General features: G+C 60.9%; 22 protein-coding genes, 1 tRNA gene and 4 pseudogenes. 12 read left to right on the top strand and 15 right to left on the bottom strand.

The genetic code is table 11. The features are described from left to right. Positions 1-473 precede the first annotated feature (473 nt). On the bottom strand, positions 474-1,334 hold the full coding sequence (locus tag JO965_RS45955; protein WP_203448370.1) for a class I SAM-dependent methyltransferase: 861 nt from the start codon (positions 1,332-1,334) through the stop codon (positions 474-476). A 533-nt stretch (positions 1,335-1,867) separates the two neighbouring features. Beyond that, entirely contained in the window at positions 1,868-2,086 is a 219-nt protein-coding gene (locus JO965_RS45950) for a hypothetical protein (protein WP_203448369.1), read from the bottom strand. Positions 2,087-2,317: 231 nt separating this feature from the next. Here JO965_RS45950 and JO965_RS45945 point away from each other — a divergent pair, with 231 nt between their 5' ends. Continuing rightward, positions 2,318-2,578 carry a dodecin family protein gene (locus JO965_RS45945; protein ID WP_203448368.1) on the top strand — a complete coding sequence of 87 codons (261 nt, stop codon included), beginning with the start codon at positions 2,318-2,320 and terminating at the stop codon, positions 2,576-2,578. 382 nt (positions 2,579-2,960) lie between these two features. Here the strand turns inward: JO965_RS45945 and JO965_RS45940 are convergent. The 3 genes from JO965_RS45940 to JO965_RS45930 all read right to left on the bottom strand — a co-directional run bounded on the left by JO965_RS45940 (position 2,961) and on the right by JO965_RS45930 (position 4,338). Continuing rightward, positions 2,961-3,040 (bottom strand) — tRNA-Lys (locus tag JO965_RS45940). Between the two features lie 388 nt (positions 3,041-3,428). After that, positions 3,429-3,629, bottom strand: coding sequence for a helix-turn-helix domain-containing protein (locus JO965_RS45935; protein ID WP_246777369.1), 201 nt, complete (start codon positions 3,627-3,629; stop codon positions 3,429-3,431). Positions 3,630-3,717: 88 nt separating this feature from the next. Further along, positions 3,718-4,338, bottom strand: coding sequence for an Hsp20/alpha crystallin family protein (locus tag JO965_RS45930; RefSeq protein WP_203448367.1), 621 nt, complete (start codon positions 4,336-4,338; stop codon positions 3,718-3,720). 14 nt (positions 4,339-4,352) lie between these two features. Between JO965_RS45930 and JO965_RS45925 the strand changes: the two genes are divergently transcribed. Together JO965_RS45925 and JO965_RS45920 are read left to right on the top strand one after the other, a co-directional pair. Next, positions 4,353-4,502, top strand: coding sequence for a hypothetical protein (locus JO965_RS45925; RefSeq protein ID WP_203448366.1), 150 nt, complete (start codon positions 4,353-4,355; stop codon positions 4,500-4,502). Between the two features lie 600 nt (positions 4,503-5,102). Continuing rightward, on the top strand, positions 5,103-5,363 hold the full coding sequence (locus tag JO965_RS45920) for a hypothetical protein (RefSeq protein WP_203448365.1): 261 nt from the start codon (positions 5,103-5,105) through the stop codon (positions 5,361-5,363). A gap of 253 nt (positions 5,364-5,616) precedes the next feature. Here the strand turns inward: JO965_RS45920 and JO965_RS45915 are convergent, their stop codons facing one another. The 4 genes from JO965_RS45915 to JO965_RS45900 all read right to left on the bottom strand — a co-directional run bounded on the left by JO965_RS45915 (position 5,617) and on the right by JO965_RS45900 (position 8,060). After that, the gene (locus JO965_RS45915) at positions 5,617-6,306 is read right to left on the bottom strand and encodes a protein-glutamate O-methyltransferase CheR (RefSeq protein WP_203448364.1); all 690 of its coding nucleotides are present in this window, start codon (positions 6,304-6,306) and stop codon (positions 5,617-5,619) included. A 791-nt stretch (positions 6,307-7,097) separates the two neighbouring features. Continuing rightward, positions 7,098-7,331, bottom strand: a complete 234-nt coding sequence (locus tag JO965_RS45910) for a hypothetical protein (RefSeq protein WP_203448363.1) — start codon at positions 7,329-7,331, stop codon at positions 7,098-7,100. A gap of 137 nt (positions 7,332-7,468) precedes the next feature. Further along, positions 7,469-7,711, bottom strand: a complete 243-nt coding sequence (gene hfq / locus JO965_RS45905; protein ID WP_203448362.1) for an RNA chaperone Hfq — start codon at positions 7,709-7,711, stop codon at positions 7,469-7,471. A gap of 91 nt (positions 7,712-7,802) precedes the next feature. Further along, positions 7,803-8,060 carry a hypothetical protein gene (locus tag JO965_RS45900; RefSeq protein ID WP_203448361.1) on the bottom strand — a complete coding sequence of 86 codons (258 nt, stop codon included), beginning with the start codon at positions 8,058-8,060 and terminating at the stop codon, positions 7,803-7,805. A gap of 114 nt (positions 8,061-8,174) precedes the next feature. On the opposite strand from JO965_RS45900, the gene JO965_RS45895 reads away from it, so the two are divergent. The 4 genes and pseudogenes from JO965_RS45895 to JO965_RS45880 all read left to right on the top strand — a co-directional run bounded on the left by JO965_RS45895 (position 8,175) and on the right by JO965_RS45880 (position 10,818). Next, positions 8,175-8,456, top strand: coding sequence for a hypothetical protein (locus JO965_RS45895; RefSeq protein ID WP_203448360.1), 282 nt, complete (start codon positions 8,175-8,177; stop codon positions 8,454-8,456). Positions 8,457-8,740: 284 nt separating this feature from the next. Further along, a pseudogene (locus JO965_RS49970) lies at positions 8,741-8,923 on the top strand (hypothetical protein); the annotation flags it as partial. A gap of 571 nt (positions 8,924-9,494) precedes the next feature. After that, positions 9,495-9,899, top strand: coding sequence for a PRC-barrel domain-containing protein (locus JO965_RS45885; protein WP_203448359.1), 405 nt, complete (start codon positions 9,495-9,497; stop codon positions 9,897-9,899). Positions 9,900-10,212: 313 nt separating this feature from the next. After that, the gene (locus tag JO965_RS45880; protein ID WP_203448358.1) at positions 10,213-10,818 is read left to right on the top strand and encodes a PRC-barrel domain-containing protein; all 606 of its coding nucleotides are present in this window, start codon (positions 10,213-10,215) and stop codon (positions 10,816-10,818) included. 106 nt (positions 10,819-10,924) lie between these two features. Here the strand turns inward: JO965_RS45880 and JO965_RS45875 are convergent, their stop codons facing one another. Continuing rightward, positions 10,925-11,344 carry a DUF1236 domain-containing protein gene (locus JO965_RS45875; RefSeq protein WP_203448357.1) on the bottom strand — a complete coding sequence of 140 codons (420 nt, stop codon included), beginning with the start codon at positions 11,342-11,344 and terminating at the stop codon, positions 10,925-10,927. A 158-nt stretch (positions 11,345-11,502) separates the two neighbouring features. Here JO965_RS45875 and JO965_RS45870 point away from each other — a divergent pair, with 158 nt between their 5' ends. Beyond that, positions 11,503-13,281 (top strand): adenylate/guanylate cyclase domain-containing protein, encoded by a 1,779-nt coding sequence (locus JO965_RS45870; RefSeq protein ID WP_203448356.1) that lies wholly within the window; start codon positions 11,503-11,505, stop codon positions 13,279-13,281. 128 nt (positions 13,282-13,409) lie between these two features. On the opposite strand, the pseudogene JO965_RS45865 reads toward JO965_RS45870, so the two are convergent. The 5 genes and pseudogenes from JO965_RS45865 to JO965_RS45845 all read right to left on the bottom strand — a co-directional run. Next, positions 13,410-13,877, bottom strand: a pseudogene (locus JO965_RS45865) (IS6 family transposase); the annotation flags it as partial. A gap of 62 nt (positions 13,878-13,939) precedes the next feature. After that, entirely contained in the window at positions 13,940-14,185 is a 246-nt protein-coding gene (locus JO965_RS49965; RefSeq protein WP_371827058.1) for a group II intron maturase-specific domain-containing protein, read from the bottom strand. A 45-nt stretch (positions 14,186-14,230) separates the two neighbouring features. Beyond that, entirely contained in the window at positions 14,231-15,199 is a 969-nt protein-coding gene (ltrA, locus tag JO965_RS45860) for a group II intron reverse transcriptase/maturase (protein ID WP_371827057.1), read from the bottom strand. Positions 15,200-15,733: 534 nt separating this feature from the next. Next, positions 15,734-15,983: pseudogene (locus tag JO965_RS45855) on the bottom strand (IS6 family transposase); the annotation flags it as partial. Between the two features lie 208 nt (positions 15,984-16,191). After that, positions 16,192-16,479, bottom strand: a complete 288-nt coding sequence (locus JO965_RS45845) for a helix-turn-helix domain-containing protein (RefSeq protein ID WP_246777378.1) — start codon at positions 16,477-16,479, stop codon at positions 16,192-16,194. 212 nt (positions 16,480-16,691) lie between these two features. Here JO965_RS45845 and JO965_RS45840 point away from each other — a divergent pair. From JO965_RS45840 to JO965_RS45825, 4 genes and pseudogenes are all read left to right on the top strand, one after another. After that, positions 16,692-17,533: pseudogene (locus tag JO965_RS45840) on the top strand (IS5 family transposase). A gap of 236 nt (positions 17,534-17,769) precedes the next feature. After that, positions 17,770-18,726, top strand: a complete 957-nt coding sequence (locus tag JO965_RS45835; protein WP_203448354.1) for an IS630 family transposase — start codon at positions 17,770-17,772, stop codon at positions 18,724-18,726. Between the two features lie 69 nt (positions 18,727-18,795). Continuing rightward, positions 18,796-19,302, top strand: a complete 507-nt coding sequence (locus JO965_RS45830; protein WP_246777368.1) for a helix-turn-helix domain-containing protein — start codon at positions 18,796-18,798, stop codon at positions 19,300-19,302. Next, positions 19,299-19,889, top strand: coding sequence for a transposase (locus JO965_RS45825; RefSeq protein WP_246777290.1), 591 nt, complete (start codon positions 19,299-19,301; stop codon positions 19,887-19,889). The genes JO965_RS45830 and JO965_RS45825 overlap by 4 nt, the downstream gene beginning before the upstream one ends. The last annotated feature ends 641 nt before the right edge of the window (positions 19,890-20,530 follow it).

Here is a 20,530-nt window from a genome sequence, read left to right as displayed (position 1 = left end):
GACGGGATCAGGAAAACCAGTGTGCAACAACGCGCCTCGAGCGCGCCGCTTTGAATTGGACCTGATCCGCGAACTTCATCCGGGCCCGCGGCATGTGAATGGCCGCAGATGAGGCCGTACACATGGCAGCACTCGCCGACGCGCTCTACCACTCCAGAAGATTCTTCTTGCGTCACAAGGGGCGTCCACACATGTTGCATGGATAAGCGATTTGGTGGCCAAGTCCAGGTGTGGGGGCAAGGCATGGGCATTCTTCCGGAATTCATGTCGACCGATAATCGTAATCTTCTCATATTCAGCTACGTAAGCACACGTTCCGGCCCGGGAGATCGGCGGGGCAGGCTCACCCCCATCGAGGATGCGCCAGGCAGCTATGTCCGGATGAAAAGCTGAGCACAGGACCACAGGCGTCGCACTGATGCTGTCAGCGTCGGTCCGACTGCCGTCGGCGCTTCGGTTGCCACGATCCTCTTTCAAGCGCTCGACTCGCATGCCCTTGAAGCGCTGTCCGAGAGCCGCAAGTGTGCGATGCCATAGGGCCGAACGCCCGTGAACAAGCGAACCCACGACCAGAGCAGATCGTAGGGCCAGCCCAGCCGCTCCATCACCGGGTAGGTGTCGATCACATGCCAGCGCGGTTCGCCAAGCGAAAGCTCCTCCGGGCACGCCAGCCCCCATCTGAACTCAGCCCCGAGCCGGCGCAGCGACAGATTCAGCCATGCCTGGCCGACCATGTGGGAACAGTAATAATCGTAGGCGAACTCGGCCGGGCCACCCCCTTGTATCTCTGCCAGGTCTCGCGCCAGCTGAAAAACCTGGGCGCGCTCGAGATACATCAAGAGACCTTCGGCGACCACGAAGGTCGGGCCACGCAGATCGCCAAGATTGGAGATCCAGCCTGCCTCGGTGACTGAGGCGCTCACCAAGCACCTGCGCAGGTGGGGCGGGAACAGGGTGCGTCGCAACTCCACAACCTCGGGGAGATCGACATCCACCCAGCGGAGCCGGCCGTTATCAAGCCGCTCAAACTGGGTCGACAGGCCAGACCCGAGGCTGAGCACCTGAGCGTCGGGGTGAGGGTTGAGGAAGTCACGCAAGAGCTGATCCAAGACCAGGCTACGCTCGACTAAGCCCCGCAGCATCTCCCGGTCGGCTTCGAAGGGAGTGAGGTCGTAAGCGAGGCGCACGACGATCGCTTCGGCCGCTGGATCAGCAAAGCCCCGGTGAGGGAGAAGGCGACGGGCGAGCGCGCGTGCCGCAAGGGGAATGAGCAAGGTCTGCTCGACGCAGCCCAGACCCGCAATCGAGTGTCCGGTGTTCGGTTGGACAGTCAATCCCGCGCTCGCTCTCTTCGTGGAGGTGAGGCATCGTCAACATAACGGGTTTCGCCTGCGTTTTGTGAATTTTTCGCGAGGAGTGGATGACGGACCTCCAATGGCTTGGCGCTGAGCGTGATGACTTCCAACAGCCCTTATTTGTTTAAGTTGATGATGCCGTATCGGGCCCGTCGACGCAGGATCTCAGCCGCACCCTCATGCGGAATGGGCTGTCGGTGGAGACGAGATCCTTGCGCAACCCGCATGGACATGCGGGCGAGGCTATCCTGTCGGCGGCGGTGTCGCTCGGGTGCGATCTGCTGGTCAAAGGCACCTACACCCAGAGCCCGGCTACGGCAGTTCATCTTCGGCGCGGCCACCAGCCACATTCTGTCCAACACCACAGTTCCGGTCCTGATGGCGCACTAGAGCCTCGGACGTTGAAAGTGGCCCCACTTTTGGGGTGAGGTCCGCTGCTCCACTCCTGAGCTGGCGCATCGTTCGGGACGGAACCAGCGGTTCGCGTCAATCCTTCGGGGCCACACAATGCGCTAAACGTCCTCTTCGTCACGAAAGACAGTGCCGGACAGCCTGCCTTCATCCTCGATCGCCTCGTCAATCGACTTGATCGCGTTCTGGATCTCCGTGAACTCGACGGCTCTCTCGGGAATGAAGGCCGCCGTGTTGATGATGATCTCGGCCATCTCGCGCCGGTGCGCGACCAGCCGCTCGCGTGCTTTCTGCAGCTGCTGAACGTAACGGTGCGTCATGGGACCAATCCGCTTCGAACCCCGGTCAGGTCGCGCCAGACTAGCATGTTTGCCGACATCGGATCGACCGAAGCAGCCGGGTTGTCTGAGGGTCTCCGGCACCAGCGTGGTGCAGCTAGCCACGTGCAAGGGAATGAGGCCCGGGAGAAGCTTCCCTGACCAGGAACGGCCGCTCTTATATGGGCTTGTCCCGTTAGGCGCCGCTCAGGCGCCGGAGCGAAGGAGGGACACATGTCGATCGTGAAAATGGTGGAGTTGTCATCCCAGTCGCCGGACAGCTGGGAGGATGCGACGCGCCAAGCGGTCGAGCGTGCCGCACAGACCTTGCGCAACATTCGCTCCGTCTGGGTCAAGGAGTTCGAGGCTGTGGTGGAGAACGAGCAGGTCACCCAGTTTCGGGTGATCCTGAAGATCGCCTTCCAGCTCGACGAGGGAGCGAGTATCAGGAGTACACGGAGCATGGGAAGCGAGGAGATCTTGGGCTTGGAGTGAGATCCTCAAGGTTCCTGGCGGAGTCACGGATCGGCGGCACATGACGGCAGAAGCTTCAGCGAAGCAATGGGCACGAGCTTATCCCTGCACACGCTCTTCGCGAGGCCCGACGGTTATGTTCCAGACTGCCAGGCTCCTGCGGAGCGCGGGGCGTCTGAAACGGGTCAAACTCGGCCATTCAGCTTGACCGTGTAAAGGTCCGCTCTCTGGCTGATTCCTGACGTTTGTTGATTCTGGCAGTAGGGTTCGACCTGCGGGCAAACCGGTGCGATCGCAGAGGAAATAACCCACTCAGGTCGAGCCTGCTTCCCATACGCTTCCCAATCCGGTTTTCTGGGAAGCAAGACCAAGCCTGATCAGCATCTAAGTGCTTGATAAGATTTGGTGAGCGCGCTGGGACTCGAACCCAGGATCCTCTGATTAAAAGTCAGAGGATCCTTCCGCCACTTCACGCTCGCGCTCAGCAGGCCTGCGCATGGGAGCGCTGTGGTGGTCCTGTTTCTCACCACCACGTTCTTCAGTGACGTTCCGGTTTCTGCGCGGCTCCATAGAGCGCACCTGCTCTTTTACAATCTGTTTCATCCGTGTAACCCCCTCCTGAACCTCGGGACGGTCAGACACATCCCTCGCGGAGAACTCATGCCGGCACAGGCGGCAGGTCAGGTCTGCCCCAAAGTGCAGTTTCCGCAGCCGGACCTTGAACAGTTGCTGGCAGTGAGGACACGCCAGATCAATCCGTATGCTCCCGTGATCCTCGAACAAGCTGCCCTCTCCGTTTGCGGTCCGTCCAGGAGCCCTGAACCATGGCAGTAACGCGACAACGAGGCATCAGTCGTGTGGTCGCGTAGACTTACACGATGCCCCAGACGCGGGAGCGGGTTCGCCCGCCGCGCTCGCGCGGCAGCGCTCCTCCCAATTGCACCGACATCAGATCCACTGCCTTGGGCGCGACCTGCAAGAACTTGGTGCCGAGCGGCGGCGTCACCAGCGGATGAGCGAAAACAAGTCCACCAGGCAGCATGCAGGTCATCGGAAGTTCCTGCAGGCGCACGCAGGATCCTCCTCGATGGTTCTGTTCACGGCGCAGACCGGATCGGCGCTGGAGCCCTTCAAGGCGCTCTCACCGCTCGCGGCGGAGTTCAGTTGCCCGCGGTGCCCGACGTCTTTTCCGATCCGCCTTTGCGCGGCTTGCCCCCCTGCTTTGCTTGCGATGCTTCGCTGCCCGTGCCCTGCCCGGCTTGGGTGCCCTCGATAACCTGTCCGCCCGCGGCACGCCCCTGGATCTGGATCCGGTGCGACCGCTCAGGCCGTCCGGTCTTGGGCACCGTTACGGTGAGCACGCCGTTCTCAAATCGCGCCTGCACCTGGTCTGGATTCATCGGGAAGGGCAGCCGCACCGAACGCTGGAAGGTGCCGTAGGAGCACTCCACGAAGTGGAAGTTCTCCTTCTCGTCCTTGCGCTCGAATTTCTTCTCCCCGCGAATCGTGAGCATGTCGTCTTCGAGATTGATGTCGATGTCCTGCTCGCTGACGCCGGGCAACTCCGCCGTGATGCGGATCTCATTCTGCGTCTCGGACACGTTCATCTGCGCGTTGATCACGTTGCCGCCCTCGCCTTGCCGGCCCGTGCTGGGCAGACTGGTGCCACGCAGGACGTCATCAAAGAGACGGTTCATCTCCCGGTGCGGTGAGAGGAATGGGTCATCCCCTCCCAGGAGGCCGAACCCAGAGCGGAAAGGGGTCAATGGATTGCGGGCCATGGCGCTCCTCCTTCATGCGAAGTCTGGATCCGCTCCACGCCGGCACGGCATTGACCGTCGCGCTTGACGCGGAGCGGCTGAAGAAGAATTGCGTTTCAGGCTTTCTGGTTCCTCTCCAGGAGACGTTGGGGGCATCGCAGAACCTTCCCGAGATCCTACGCTAAGGATCCCGGAACTAACTCAGATCCTCGTCCTCCGTGCGAGCAACTACGCGTAGAACAAGGCTTTTTGCGCCTCAGTCCGGGTGCGATCCTAACATTTACCCAACGGGGTGCACCTGTTGGATGAATGCCTAACCTATGCCGCACCGTATAGGGCCCATTTGCTTCAACGGGATTATGTCTAGCCCGGCGAGGCTCTCAACAATCACTTCTGCTCACTCCGAAATCTGCGCTCGAAGTTTCTCAAAGGGGGCTTAGTGTAGGATTCCGGGAAGATTTTGCGATGCCCCCAAGAGGGCTGCGAGACGCGTTAGAGTCACCGTGGCGATCCTCATCGGAGGCTTACCGCGAAGCGGGCGATGCCTTCCAACCAACAATAGCGCCCGCAGGGCCGGAAACGATGCCAAGGCGGATCACAAACGGGGTATGATCCCTTGACCAAGACCATGGCCGGTCCTGTCAACGACTATAGATGCTCGGACATCCCGGAGCGAAAGCCTCACTCGCCCAGTCCTAGATCAGCTTAATCCATGAGAGCAATGGCGGCGATCCTGCGTACCCCTACTTAGGCTTGGCCGTTAGTCAGCCAACTGGAGGAACCCGATGCGCCTGCCGCCCGTCCTGTTGATATGTCTGACCCTCGCCGCAGGTGTCTTGTCCGGTGGACGGCAGCAGGCGCAACAACCCTTGCCACTTGCGAATGTGGGCGACACCTGGGACGCGCCTGTCGCATCGATTGCCCCCGTGCCCTCCAACGCGAAGCATATCACCTACAACGGGGCCGGCGGATACGTCCTGCCCGATGAGAGCATAAGGAGCTGTGGGGCACGAAGGTCGCCCGCAGTTCTGACTCTCTGCCTCTGATCGGGCGCGGCCAACTCTCGAAAGGATCTCTCACTCGCTGCCCCAACACAAAATCTCATGCTCTCCGAGTTTGTCGGAGGCGTAGACCGAACTGAGTTACTGAACGGTGTGCGACGGATCCCGCCCAGGTCCAGCCCTGCGGAAGATCTCCCGGCACCCCGCAACCGGCTCAAATAATCCGGTAGGATCAGGCAGTTGCTCATGCGCGCCGATCACAAGATAACCGCCCACCCGCAGCACACTGGCAACGCGGTCAAGGACCGTACGCTGCAGCCCGGCCTCGAAATAGGAAGACGATATTGCGGCAGAAAACCAGATCGAAGATGCCGGCCGGCAGCTCAGACCTGATATCGTGGCGCTCGAACGCCACCCCCTCGCGATAGGCCGGCCGAATGCAGTACAACTGCTGCCGGCGCTCAAACGCGGCATCGACCCAATGGACCGGTGCATCTTTCAGGCTTCCAAAGGAAAAGCAGCCGTTCAGAGCGCGCCGCAGCACGGCGTCGTCCGCGTCCGTTCCGATCACCTCAAGTTTGACCGGCTTTGCCCCAGGGCGAACATCCAGATCCCACAGGATCTTCAGCGTGAAGGCTTCTTCGCCCGATGCACAACCCGCACACCAGCCGCGGATTGGGCGCGCATGCATGAACGCGCGCTCGGCCAATTCCGGCAGGATCAGGCGTCCCAAAACGTCGAAGACCTGTCGGTCGCGATAGAAGCGCGAAATCGTGACATGGCAGAGATCGTCCAGCACGGTCCACTCGTGAGGGTCAGTCTCGAGTCGGTGACGGTAGTGATCGAGTGTCTCAAGCGTGAGTTCGCGGAGCCGCCAGCGAAGGCGCTTGCAGACCTGGTGGTGAACCCTGCGAAATCCCGCCCAACGGAGCCGCAACTGCGGCAGGGCCCATTGCAGAAAGGCAGCGCAGTCAGCTTCGCCTGTCATCTGTGTGAATCAGCCCCGAAGGTTGACCCCTCGCAAGGGAGGCGCAACGCTTTGGGTTAGCGAGACAAAATGGAAATTCGGTGGGGTCATGATCGGCGCCCATGACGACCTCGCCGAGGCTTGGATTCGCAAGCAAAGTTAGGCACTTAATGACAATCGGCTCGGGAGCAGCATTCGATGCTGATTCACAGTGAATCCAACAGAACGGTCAATTTTACTAACATTAATTAGCGAATACTGCCATCCTCTGGGCTTATTACTGACACGTTTAAGCCCAAATTTCCTCTGCACGGCCTGCATACTGCGCCGTGTCTAAGTGTGAGGCCGAAGGCCCTCATAGCTACGACGGATTGAGTCGTAACACTCACAGACCGCCCTGCTTCCGGACAGGCTGATGCCGAGGGAGGTGAACCATGCCTGATTCGGTAGCGCTGCTTGACACCTCAACGATTTTGGCTGCGGGATCAGCCATACTCTAAGACCCTGAGAAGACCTTGCAGGAGTTGCGTCAGTGAATATCCACTGAGGGTCTGCCGAAACTTTCCGCAGAGGCAATGCACGTGTACAAACGGGAGGAGCGGTGTGGCCCGTTGGATCGAAGCCTCTGCTCAGGCTGTCCTCAGAGGCACTCCGACTGTTCCGCGAAAAAGCTGATCCTGCATGGCTATGGAAGCGGCGATAACTGACTTTCCTGACACCTAATCTCAGGTTGGTCGGCTAACCGTGGCGGTTGGGGTAATGGCGCTTCTTGGCGGGGTTCTTCTGTCCTGCGAGGACCTTGGTCGAAGTGATCATTTTCCTGTAGTCGCAGGGTGTTCCTCCGTGAGGGTCCCGATCAAACGCAGCAGTTCCTGCTGTTCCGGACCATCGCCGCGACTCAGGAAGGTTACGATGTCCTCATGTTCCACGTGCCCTCCGGACGCCGCATTGGCTTCGTAATGGATGAACAGACCTCCTGAAGGGTCGCGGATCAAGTACCAGCGGTCACCACTTGAGCTTTCATAGAGCTTTCGCGCCTTCTTCATGTGGGCTCCTCTCGGATCGACAGATAAATCCACTGCAACGCAGCTCGGCAGAGCGCAAAAAGCGCCAACTGAATTGTCGAATGCTGCTTTGAGGTGATCCGAGCCGCATCCTCAGCAGGATTTGGACAGGGGCTCTCTCACCGCAATGAAGCTGGGTCTATCAGTTGCACTGGCTCTGCTGGGTGGATCGCCGAGATAGCATGCTTGTAGACGATCTGTGTCCCGTTGCCCCGAACAAGCTGGACTGTGAAGTTGTCAAACGATCTGATCTGACCCTGGAGCCTAATCCCGTTCGCCAGAAAGATGGTGACTTCAACTCTATTATCACGAACCTGTTTCAGGAACATTCCTTGAAGGGCTTCGGTGCTTTGTGCGGACATTACCCGTTCCTGTTGCAAGCTTAGGATATCGACGTACCGTTGAAACCAATCACGCGGAGCAGCCTGATAGCCGTTCCTATCATGTATCAGGTTAAAGCTCCTGCTGGATAACATTCTGTCCATCAAAATATGCCTGAATAATCCCACTATCCTCCTCTCGTGAACAGACATCCAGTGAGCTTGATGCGCTATGGGCAATGAGCTTTCCGGCCTCCAAAGAGACCCGACCGGCGCTCACCACTGTGGCCGGAACAGACTGGGCTATGTGCGAGTGCTGCATGAACTCGGGGAAGAGTAGCGGGAGCAACTCGCCACCATCGAGTTTGAGCATGACATACTTCATGGCCATGAAGTTCTCCCATTCTAGGCGCGGCAACAGCCTGCGTAGTAAGATAGGACGTTATCGGAAAATAGCTGAGGCCAGCGCCCAAATGGCCCGGTTCATCACCGAAAGGATATCCCCATGTTCGAGAAGAAGCAGAGTTACGCCCCGACAGAAGCCCAGCAGGCTTATGAACAATTGGATCAGCTTGTCGCTAAGAAGAGCATCAATCCACGGCAGGCCAGCGTGTACCGACGACACATCTCCAGCCGCATTCAAGTCACGCTGAAGCCGTCCTACACTACGCAGGCGGCACGACGGGCCAAAGCCGAGATCGTGAGGCTGACCGACGCTGGCACGATCCCCATGAAATCGGCAGCGGCGTACCGGGCACATATCACAAAGCGCACTCAGGAAGCCTGAACTCTGCGATCTGGAACCCTTAGAGTTGCTCCTGTAGAGCGTTATTAGCGTGCCTCCATCATATCCGCAGCCACCCCGATCATCCGGCTCCCCAACCTCTTGGTACATCTCATCATCGCCCAAAGCCGTCGTTGCTTGCGCTTTGCAGACGATCTGTTGATCCCTGCCCTTCAGCCATGCCCTCTTACATAAGGCAAAGCGCATCGGAACGGCTCGCGCGGCCTTGGCGTTACATGGGGTGCAGGTTGCCGACACACCTGCTCGGAGTGTCCTGGAGGGCGCATATGGTGAACTCACCCGGCATCAGCGGCCAACCCATTTCTGATAGGGCGGAGCCTCAGTCTGCGGAGTGTCCACCAGACAATAAGCTGCCCGAAAACTCGCAGGAGAACCTCGATGCACGGCTCGACCATGCCATCGAGGAGACGTTCCCGACGAGTGATCCGGTCTCTGTGACCATCACCAAAGGGCCTAAGCCTGCTCGTCCTGATCAGGAAGCCCGTGCCTCATCGGTGGATGACCAACAGAGCCGAGCGGAGCAGGACTCAACCGAGCATGTTCTTGATCAGGTGCGGGAGGCTCTCAGCGATGTGGCCGGAAATGCCGCCGAAGCCGCAGGGAATGTGTACAGCCAGGGTGAGCGCTACGTGCGGCAAGCAGGCGAACGCTATCCGCAGGCTGAGCGATATGTCCGTGAGGGGCAAAGCCTTGTAACCCAGTACACGACGGCAAACCCGCTCCTCTCGCTCTTCATAGCTGGAGCCATCGGCTATGCGCTGGCTTGGATGATCCATGGCGAGAGGCGAAACCGAGACAGGCATGTGCCGGATTATGGCCGTTCAGATCGTGGCTATGCAGCACACCGTGGCCATCAGCATCACTAGGACAGCGCAAAGCAAATGGGATGCGCGCAGCGCGGAGGCTCAACTACAACTCTGCGCGGACCTCAATCAAGACAAGCACCTCCCGTCGCAGCATAGCGCATGAGAGGTTACCAGGGGCATCAAGGTCTTCTGTAACCCGAAGAGGAGACGCCATATGGCCCAGACAGATGCTACAGCCAACACCAATGCTCCTGGCGTGATGACAGGCAAGCCCCTGATCGAGAGTGATCGGGTGGAAGGAACGGCAGTGTATGATCCGCAGGGCAACCACCTTGGCTCGATCAAGCGCCTGATGATCGAGAAGCTCAGCGGCAAGGTCGCCTATGCGGTGATGTCATTCGGCGGCTTCCTCGGGATGGGCGAGAACGAGCACACCATCCCGTGGAGCAAGTTGACCTACGATACTGGCCTGGGTGGCTACCGCACGGACATCACCGAAGAGCAGCTTCGTGGCGCTCCGACCTTCTACCGGGATCGCGACGACTACGACTGGTCGGATCGGGAGCGCGAGCGGGAACTGCACGACTACTGGAGGACGCCCTATTACTGGGGCATCTGATCCCCGGTGTCCGAGAATATCTTCGTCGCCGACCGCCCGGGTTTGTGGCGAAGGCGGAACGCCGCAGCTTTGAGCCCAAAGAACCGCAAACAGCCTCAACGTGTTCCACGTCGGACCTGATTGACCACCACCAACAAAAGCCCCGTCCGGGGACGGGGCAGGTCTCTCAGGGGAAAACATGCTGCGTATGGCAATGCCACGAACCCGGCACCAGTTCCTCCGATGAGAGCGAAACCTGCGCCAGAACGGAACGCCTAGCTTCCACGTTATTCTGGTGTGCGCCTTACGACGCACGAACGCCCTGGAGGAACACATGTTTGCGAAGCATCTTGCGTTAGCTCTTCTTGGTACAACCCTGATGGCAGGCCCGGTTCTGGCCCAAACGAGTCCGCCCGCAGGCTCCACAGCAGCCCCACCTGCTGCGTCCGCCACTGCTCCCTCATCCGGGCAGATGAACACCGGCACCTGGATGACGCAGGAGCAGCCGGGACAATGGCGAGCCTCCAAGCTCGAAGGGCTGGATATCTACAACCAGAATAACGAGAAGATCGGCGACATCAGCGAACTGCTCGTGGATAGCAGCGGCAAAATCCAGGCCGTGGTCGTGGGTGTCGGCGGCTTCCTGGGTATCGGTGAGCGCGATGTGGCGATCCCGTTCGATCAGGTGAAGTTCGTGAATGAGCCGCGTGCGGTGGCGACCACCGCCACGACGACCGATCCGAATGCCCCGGCTGCTCCAAGAGCTACCGCAACGGCTCCGGGGGCGGTCAGCCCAACTGCGCCGACCACCACCGGCACAGTGGCCACGGATCGGCCTGCTGATGCGGCTGCCCGTTCGGCTCCCGATCATGCGATGCTGACAACGAACATGACCAAGGACCAACTCAAGGCGGCTCCCGAGTTCAAGTACGCTCGCTGAGAGGATCATCCTGCCAGGAAGGGGCCGCAAGGCCCCTTTTCGCTACTGCGCTACGGCCACGAGATGCACAGAGCCATAACCCTCTGATCCGAGTCTGGCGAGGCGCTTACTCGACGATCTCGACGATCTGACGGCTGCGCGGATCAACCAGCACCGTTCGGTCGTTCACAACCGTATAGCGATAGGGATTTCGAAGGCCAACGCTGGCTGGAAGCGGAGACAGACGTGCGCTCGGTGGCGCACGTTGCCCCACTGTCACCGGTTCGGCGACCTGGATCGAGGGGTTCCGTTGCGCCGCTACATAAGTGCGGACCCGCCTCGTCTCCTCAGCGGTCAGGATGCCACCAACCGCCGCACCAGCGATGCCGCCGACAGCCGCGCCGACTGGACCGCCCACAACTGCCCCGACGACGGCACCGCCTGCCACTCCCGTGGCGAACCCGGTTCCGGTGTCCGTCTGGCAAGCTCCTAAGGTAAGGACCAATAAGAAAAGGGACACAGCGGTCGTGAGAGAATGATCGGGCATGAGGAGCGCCTTCGACAAGATCAAAGGCAACGCTGGTAAGCTTGACCTGTTCCTCTACCGCATGATGCTCTCGGCAAGGCTTGGTAGTTAATCAGCCAAGACTGGACACCTCATTCGGTCAGCAGCACAATTCCCTCCGGAAGGGCACTTAGGGTCCGATGGATCGGCAGGAGCACAGGGTCGAACGGCGGCTGGCAGCCATCCTGGCGGCTGACGTGGTGGGTGCGTCGGGGCGGATGGAGGCGGATGAGGCAGGTACACTCTCCGCTATTCGAACAACTATGTCGGAGATTATCGAACCTGCTGCATCTCGGCATCGAGGGCGCATGGTGAAGACCATGGGTGATGGCGCGCTCCTGGAGTTCGCCAGCCCAGTCGAAGCTGTTCTGTGCGCAGTGGAGGCTCAAGCCGGTGTCGCCGAGTGGGCTGAGCATCAGCCCGAAGGAGGCGGTATCCAGCTACGGATGGGCATCAACCTGGGAGATATTCTCATCAGCGCAGATGGTGACATCTTCGGCGACAGTGTGAACATCGCCGTTCGCTTGGAGAGCATCGCCGACCCTGGCGGCATCTGTATCTCAGGCAAAGTCTACGACGAGCTTGAGGGGAAGTTGTTGTTGCCCTTTGAGGATCGGGGCGAACAACGCCTCAAGAACATTGCCCGCCCCATTCGGGTTTACGCCTTGAGGAGCGGAGACATATCCGCTCGTGAGCCAAAGGCAGCGCGCCCGAGCCCGAACCGCACCGACAAGCCGTCTATTGCCGTACTTCCATTTACGAACCTGAGTGGCGACCCGGAACAGGAGTATTTCGCTGACGGGATCACGGACGACATCATCACCGCCCTTGCCAAAGACCGCTGGCTTTTCGTCACCGCTCGCAGTTCATCCTTCGCCTTCAAGGGCAAAGCCATCGAGACGGAGCAAGTCGCTCGACGATTGGGCGTCCGCTACATCCTCAGCGGCAGCGTGCGCCGAAGCGGCTCTCACGTCCGCATCTCGGCCCAACTCACGGAGGCGGAAACCGGCGGCTCCCTTTGGGCAGAGCGGTATGATCGCGATGTTTGCGATATCCTTGTCCTCCAGGACCAAGTCGCTGAGGAGGTTGCAGGAGCCATCGAGCCCGAACTCCTCAAGAAGGAAGGGCAGCGTGGCGCGGAGCGCCCGCAGAGCCTCAGCGCCTGGGACCTCGTCCGCCGGGGCATGTGGGAGTTCCACAAGATTAGGCCCGAGTCGCATCGCCGTGCCCGCGAGCTTTTCCTGAAAGCGATTGAAGTCGAGTCTAACTCCGCAGATGGATACATCTGGTTGGCACGCGTCGAGGCTGGTCTTGCCGCTTACGGATGGGGGAACGATCCGGAGGTCAGTCTGCAAAGTGGAATGGAAGCTGGTCTGAAGGCCGTCGAACTTGATGAGAAAAACCCGTACTCGCACTATGCCGTCGCGGTGACTCATGTGTTTGGCGGCGAGTGCGATACTGCCATCGAAGCTGCGCGACGGGCTCTCAGCCTCAGCCCGAGTTTCGCCCTTGGGCACCTGATCCTCGGAGCCGCCTGTCTCCATAGCGGTCGCCCACAAGATGCGATTGAACCCCTGGAGCATGGGCTGCGGCTTTCCCCCTTTGATCCGCAGAACTTCACGTGGCTGTTTCTGTTGTCCGTGGCCTACATCTTTTCCGGGAATCCTGAAGCTGGACTGAGCACCGCACGCCGAGCCCTGTCCCTGCGCCCGCACTGGGTTCCTGCCCTCAAAATCGTTGTTCTGTGCTGCACGCTGCTCGGCGACATACCACAGGCCCGCTCTGCGGCGTCACAGGTACGGTCTGCCAGTGCCTCGGGAGGCGATCTCGCCCGCCTGCTTCCTGGCTCAATTCCAGCTTGGGTCAACCAGATTGAGCAAGCAGTTCGGGAAGTTCTGGAGAACGAGCAATATGGATGAACCGGGTTGCTCGTTCGCACGGTGAGAGACGCGCCTATCTGCTTAATGTCTGTCTGCACTGTCCCACATAGGTGAGGCATCGTCAACTAAACGGGCTGAGTTAGGTCTGCCCGTCCCGGATCGTCAGATCAGAAGCCAGCGGCAACGCCAGTCACCTCGTGCCAGACCAGAAAGGCCCGCGCTCGGGACTTGCGATGATCAGCGGCGCTGGTGTTGGCGGGACGGCGGAAGAGGTTTGCAATCTGATCATGAACCGAGAGAAAGCGCTGGGCCTGCCCGGGTGATTTGAAGCGCTTCATGATCCGCTCGCGTCGCCGGGTGGGCTGATGGCTGTTCTCCGCACGATTGTTCAAGCCCCTATGCTGGCGATGCTCGACACCCGGCATGATCTCGCGCTGGGCCGCGCCGTAGCTGGCGAGTTTGTCCGTAATCATCACGCGCGGTGCCGCACCTTGCTTCTTGAGCAACTTCCGCAGCAGGCGCTTGGCCGCCTTTGCGTTGCGGCGACTCTGGACGAGGAAGTCGAGCACAATCCCATTCTGGTCCACGGCCCGCCAGAGCCAATGCTTTTCGCCCGCGATGGTGATGACGACCTGGCGAGTCGCGCGGGGGAATCTCACCCCCGCGCGCTCCCAGAACCGTACGTGACACTCTCGCGTCATACGGCTCCCGATGTTCGGCCATTTCCATGCAGAAAGCGCCAATGCGCAAACAGGTGCGGATTGGCGCGGATCACCTGCGCCAACCACTCCCTTGCGCCCTTGGGCCGCCGGCGCAACCGTTTGAACTTGTTGCAGGCCCAGCGGATCAGGAAGGCATCAATGCGATGCAAAGTCCACGTCAACGCCGACTTGTAGAAGTGGCTGTAGTCGGTGATCCAGCCCTGGATGTACGGTCGGAACATCCGCGCCAGATCCGCCAGGGATTTGTCGGTCCGGTGGTGGAACGCCTACCCTCGGACCGTCTGCCGAATGGCCTTCAGCGCCTTTGGGCTCGCCGCTGGCAAGAAGGAGGTGCCGTAACGACCACCGCGCCAGGCTGCCTTCCTCGGCCGAAAGCTATAGCCGAGGAAGTCAAATGACTGGACTGGATAGTTGCCGCGCCGGTTCGTATCCTTGCAGTAGACGATCTTCGTCTTTGCCGGATGAAGAACCAGCCCGCAGGTCCGAAAGCGGACCTCCAGGGCACTCCACAGCGTGCGAGCTTCCTCTTCGCTGCGGCAGTGGCAGATGATGTCGTCCGCGTAGCGCTCGAACAGGATGGCGGGAAAGCTCCGCGCCATCCAGACGTCGAACACATAATGCAGGAACAGGTTCGCCAGGACGGGGCTGACCACCCCGCCCTGAGGCGTGCCTGCCGTGCGCGGGACGATGCTACCATCCTGCATCTGGACCGGAGCCTTCAGCCAGCGCTCGATGTAAAGCAGCATCCACGGACAGTCCGTATGATGACGGACCGCCTTGAGCAGCAACTCCCAGTCGATGCTGTCGAAATAGCTCTGGACGTCGATATCGAGCACCCAGTCGAACCGCCAGCAGCGCTGGCGGGTCTGCCGGAGGGCCTCGATCGCCGATCGGCCGGGGCGATATCCGTAGGAGTCATCATGGAAGACAGGCTCCAGGATCGGCTCCAGATACCGTTTGACCACCTCCTGAGCGATCCTGTCGCCGACCGTGGGAATGCCCAATGGCCGGGTCCGTCCATCGCTCTTGGGCAGGTCGACCCGTCTGACCGGGGGAGGAAAGTAGCTCCCTGAGGACATGCGATTCCAGAGCCGGTAGAGGTTGGTCGCAAGATCAGCCTCAAACTCCGCAATCGACTGTCCGTCTACGCCAGCCGCTCCCTGGTTGGCCTTCACCTTCTGGAAGGCGTCCCAGACTTCCCGCTTCGGAATGGAAAACGGCTTTGCCGTGGCCACAGAGCTCCTCCCGTGACCGGTTGGCTCTGCGCCGCGGCGGAACACTGCAGCCCCTTCGGTCCGGTCCCATGACAGAACCTTCCACCTGACTCAGAGCTGCTCCGCCCCTGTGCCCCGCAGCGGTCCTCTGGTCCTTGCGGTTTGAGCCGCTTGGACGTCTCCCTTGGCAGCGGGACGACAGGTTCTCACGTTCCGTACAAGAGCCTGATCCGGCTTCGCGCCGCCTCCATGCCGGATGTCACTCGGGCAGTCTTCAGGACAGCCCCCGAACTGATCCCGGAGGATGGACGACCCTCCGGTTTTGACATCATCTTTGGCATTTCGACACGTCATCAGCGGTTCGCTTTCGCTCGCCTCTCCGGATCGTACCTGACGGGACTGAGGTCCCGCCTTTGGCTGCAACGCTCACCACGGTCGCTCTTGACGACCGCAGCTTGCAGGGGTTTGAGGCCGGCACCTGACTGCAGACCTCGAGGGGCCAACCCTCATCTCTTGTACAGCTCCACATCTCCTCCTTCAGAAATGTGTTCGTGACACACCATCCAGGTGCCATTTGTCGCCCGCTTTCGGAAGGCGGCGGCGGATCTGGTTGGCATAGGTCTGGCCGAACTTCATCGCCCATTGCCGGGACTGTCTCGTGGCTGACCAGGATACCTCGGGCGGCCAGCATCTCCTCGACCATCCGGAGGCTCAAAGGAAACCGGAAGTACAACCAGACGGCATGGCTGATCACTTCAGCCGGGAAGCGGTGGCGGGCATAGCAAGAGTGACGGGCGTTCTGCATCCCTTACCTATGTCTCGAACCGGTCACTCTCCGGTTAATCTGACGGTGCCCTCTAGAGCACCCGGGGGAGAGATAGATCGACTGGCCTCCGCGTCTGTCCTTAGGATGCTCCAGCCTGTCGTGCCGAGCCGGGTTAGTTTGGATGCTGTAGGCCGACTGACGTGCAGGAGCTAAACGATCCCCCAAGCGCGGTAGCGCCGTCGTCCAGTCAACTCTCTCGGCAGGGCACCCCCAGCTGCACCAACATCAGGTCAACACCCTTGGGCGTGACCTTCAGGACCTTGGCTCCCAGCGGCACCGTCACCAATGGGCGCGACAGGAATAGGTTTACGAGCTCAGGCAGCTTGGAATTGCTGCGGCACTTGTTAGCCACCCGGTTCATCAGCTCCCGCGCGAGGATCAATCTTTCCAGATCCTTGTTGGCGATCTCGACGCTCTCTTCGATCACTTGGCAGAAACCCTGCAGCCTTTCGAGTGCCCCTTCCCTCCCCTGCAGCCGGAATTTCGCTTTCTTAAACCCGGCCGTCAGTGGCAGGAGGTGGATTTTTCACCCCCTCGAGCCCAGAGGATCGACCCAGCCATGGTCGACTCCAGTGATGGCTGTCATGTAACAGACGTTAATGCTCTACTAAGAGCCTGTCCGAGTGAAAGTTGAATCCGAGCAATGACTTGTGATTCTCTGGTTGGCGCCGATTTGCGGAGGCGCCCATGTGGACCCCAGAGAACCGAGGTCTCTACGCTCGCACAGGTTTGCGCTACCCGAGCGACCTGACGGATGCCGAATGGGATCGGGTGCGACCATTTCTGCTCCGTCGCACGAGGTCCGGGCCAGTCCCGGAGCGCGTGCGCGAGATCCTCAATGCCGTTCTGTACGTCTTGAGCACAGGCTGCCAATGGCGGGCTTTGCCCAAAGATCTGCCGCCGCGCAGCACCGTCCACGGCTGGTTCGTGCGCTGGCATTGCGATGGCGTGCTCGACCGCCTGCACTTCGCGCTCTACCAGCAGGTCCGCGAGCTTGAGGGACGCCACGCCAGTCCCACCGCCGCGATCGTCGACAGCCAGAGTGTCAAGAGCGCCGAAAAAGGGGGAGGCGCATCGATCCGATCGGCTATGACGCGGCCAAGAAAGTCAAGGGCAAGAAGCGCCACCTTATCGTCGACACGCTGGGCCTGATGCTCGGGCTGAATGTGACACCGGCCGATGTGCAGGATCGGGATGGCTTTCTGCCGCTTCTGAAGAGTGTGCGGCGCGTGTTCGTGTTCCTGGAGCGCCTGTTTGCCGATGGCGCCTACAGCGGCACAGCAACAGCCGCGGCCGCGAAACGGACCGGCAAGGTGGTTCTGGAGATTGTCAAACGCTCGGAGGCAGCCAAAGGCTTCGGGGTGGTCGCGAAGCGGTGGATTGTCGAGAGAACCTTCGGGTGGCTCGGTCGCTGCCGCCGGCTGGTCAAGGATTTTGAGAACCTCACGCGCACGCAGCTGGCGTTCGTGCAACTCGCCATGATCCGGCTCATGACCCGCAGGATCGCAAGGCTTTGTCAAAGCTCATGAATCGCTCGGACCGACTCTTAGCCTTTCGACGGCGGCCTGCCACAGGTCGCCTCTGGCGTGGCTCTCGGAAGCATGACTTCGCTGATCTACTCAACTTAAGGGTGGTATTAAGCCGAAGTTTTCGGGACCAAGGCGCCTTCCATCAACTTATACTAGAGCACCGGACTGGAAATCCGACTCCCGGGGTTTTGGGCTGGCGCGATCCGTGATTCACTTGCTGGAACGGGAGGTGGATCATGGGTCATTGCTATTCCCTGGATCTGCGGGTGCGCGTCGCCGACTTTGTCGAGGCCGGTCATTCCTGCCGAGCGGCAGCCGAGCACTTTGACGTCAGCGAGAGCTTGGCCATCAAGCTGGTGCGGCGAACGCGGGACACCGGCTCGCCGGCGCCGGCCCGGCAAGGCCGCCCGCCCGGACGCGGCAAGCTGGTGGCTTATGAGAGCTTCCTGATCCAGACGGTCGAGGCCCACCCCGCCATCACCATGCCCGAACTGGCCGCGAGGCTGCTGGAGGAACACGGGGTGATGGCAGCTCCCGCAATGCTCTCGCGCTTTCTGTGCCACCGCGGCTTCAGCTATAAAAAAGTCCTGATGGCGGCGGAATGCGCACACGCCGCCGTGCGGGATGAGCGCCGCGTCTGGCATACCCACCGTCAGCCGCATATGCGCCAAGAGCCGCACCGCTTGATCTTTCTCGATGAGACGTACGTCAACACCAAGATGACGCGCCTGCGCGGACGTTCTCGCCGCGGCCAGCGCCTGCGCATGAAAGCTCCCTTTGGACACTGGACAACCCATACCTTTGTAGCCGGGCTACGGTGCAGCGAGTTGAGCGCTCCGTGGGTGATTGATGGCCCGATCACCCGGTTGGCGTTTGAGGCTTATATCGAGACCCAGCTCGCGCCGACGCTGCACCAAGGCGACGTGGTAATCCTCGACAACCTGGCGGTCCACAAGAGCGAGAAGGCCGCCCAATGCCTGAAGCAACGCGGCGCCTGGTTTCTGTTCCTGCCTGCTTATTCGCCCGATCTTAATCCAATTGAACAGGCCTTCGCCAAGATCAAGGCACACCTGCGCAAAGCTGAAGCCCGAACCTTTGACGCGCTTTGGCGCGCCCTCGGCGACATCTGCAATCTCTTCGAGCCGCACGAGTGTTGGAACTTCCTCAGGGCGGCCGGATATGCGTCCGTTTAACCGTCCGGTGCTCTAAGTAGGTCGCCATAAGACTTGCGACGCGGGAGCTGCGGGTGTTTCCTGGGGAGCATGCAACACCATGATCACTCTCCCGGGACGTGGCTCGACGAGGCGGATCGCAAGCGGCTTGCCGCAGCGCTTGCCGGCGCCCGTGAGGTCCGTGTGTATCGCCGCCTCGAGGCGCTGCTATTGGTGGCCGAGGGCCATTCTATGGCCGAGGCGGCCCGCCGCTGCCGCGTCAACCGCTCCAGTGTGCATCGCTGGCTGGTGCAGTACCGGGCCGAGCATGAGGCCGCGGCACTGATCGACCGGCCGCGCAGCGGACGTCCCCGTCGTCACCCGAGGCTCACGCCGCAGCGGCTGGCGGCGGCCCTGGCACGTGACCCGCGCCGCTGCGGCTACCAGGCGACGAGCTGGACGGTGCCGCTGCTGGCGCACGATCTGGCCGCCAAGGGCCTCGCCGTCAGCCCCCGCACCCTGCGGCGCCGGCTGCACGAGGCCGGCTATCGCTGGAAGCGGCCGCGCTATGTCTATGTCGCGCGCGCGGCTCATCTGGCGCAGAAAAAAGGGGCTTGATCCGGCGCCTGAAGGCGGGCTGGCACAGAGGCGATCGGCTGCTGTGCCTCGACTGGACCCTGCTGCGACTGTTTCCGCCCCTGCGGGCGATGTGGGCGCTCAAGGGTACCCAGGCGATCGTGCCGATCACCGGCCGCAATGCCAAGCGGGTGCTGTTTGGGGCGATTGACCTGCACAGCGCGCGCCGGCTGGTGCTGGTCCGCCATCGCGCCGGTCAGGCCGATGCCCAGGCGTTCCTGCGCGTGTTGCGGCGCCACTACCGGGGCGCCGGCTGGCTCTGGCTGCTGACCGACCGGGCGAGCGCCCACACCGCGCCGCAGACCCAAGCCCTGGCCGCCCGGCTGCGCATCCGGTTCGTGTGGCTGCCCCGGCAGGCGCCCGAACTGAGCCCGATGGATCAACTCTGGCGCGAACTCAAGCGCCTGGTAGCGGCCAACCGGCAGGCGGCGTCCATCGATGCTCTGGCCGCCGAGGCCGCTGATTGGGTGCTGACGCTGACGCCGCAGCAGGCGCGCCGCAAGGCCGGCATGGCATCCAAACACTTCTGGCTCAGAAAGCTGTTGCAGAACTTTTGGCGACCTACTTAGTAGGGAATTACGCGCTTTTTGTCATGAGAAACACTAGCGTACCAAGCTGGTCCGCACACCTGCCTGTCCACGACCAAAGTCGAGCTGCGCTACAGCCAGCTTTTCGCTAACACGCGTCAACGGCCTTGTACCGGCAGACAAGAAAAAGCCGGGCGAAGTAGAGGTTCGACAAAAGCCAAAACCTTCCAGAGGGAACAGCCGATACGACAGCGCCAGAGGGAAGAAGGCGATGCCGCGTTGAAATCAGCCACTGCCGATATCGGCGGCATCGCGCCTCTTTGCAATTCAGCATGCTTCATAGAAGGGATTGCGCTAGAGGCATGCTACCCTTGCTGCTGAGCGCTAATAGAGAAATTTACCGCGTAGGATAGACATTCGGGCGTGCTCTTGCCTCTGATGCGAAAGCGGTTAGCGCCAGATGATCCACCCGAGACTGGGGCAGCGCCTTCCGGATCAAACGGTGCTCCAACGTGAGATCGCCGCGTGGGAGGTTATGCGCAACAGGGCTAGAGCCACAGCTCATTGGCGCTTCACGACCGTCCAAGCGCGCACCAAACTGCAGCGCCTCTATCCCGCATAATCCCTTTGGCCAAGGACTATTTGATCCTCAAGCCCGATAGCGCCGTCGACCAGTCAATTGC

The organism is Microvirga sp. VF16, assembly GCF_016864375.1.
In the GTDB taxonomy this organism is placed as follows: domain Bacteria; phylum Pseudomonadota; class Alphaproteobacteria; order Rhizobiales; family Beijerinckiaceae; genus Microvirga.
The sequence above is the reverse complement of the archived record's forward strand: the minus strand, read 5'-3'. Positions and strand labels throughout refer to the sequence as shown.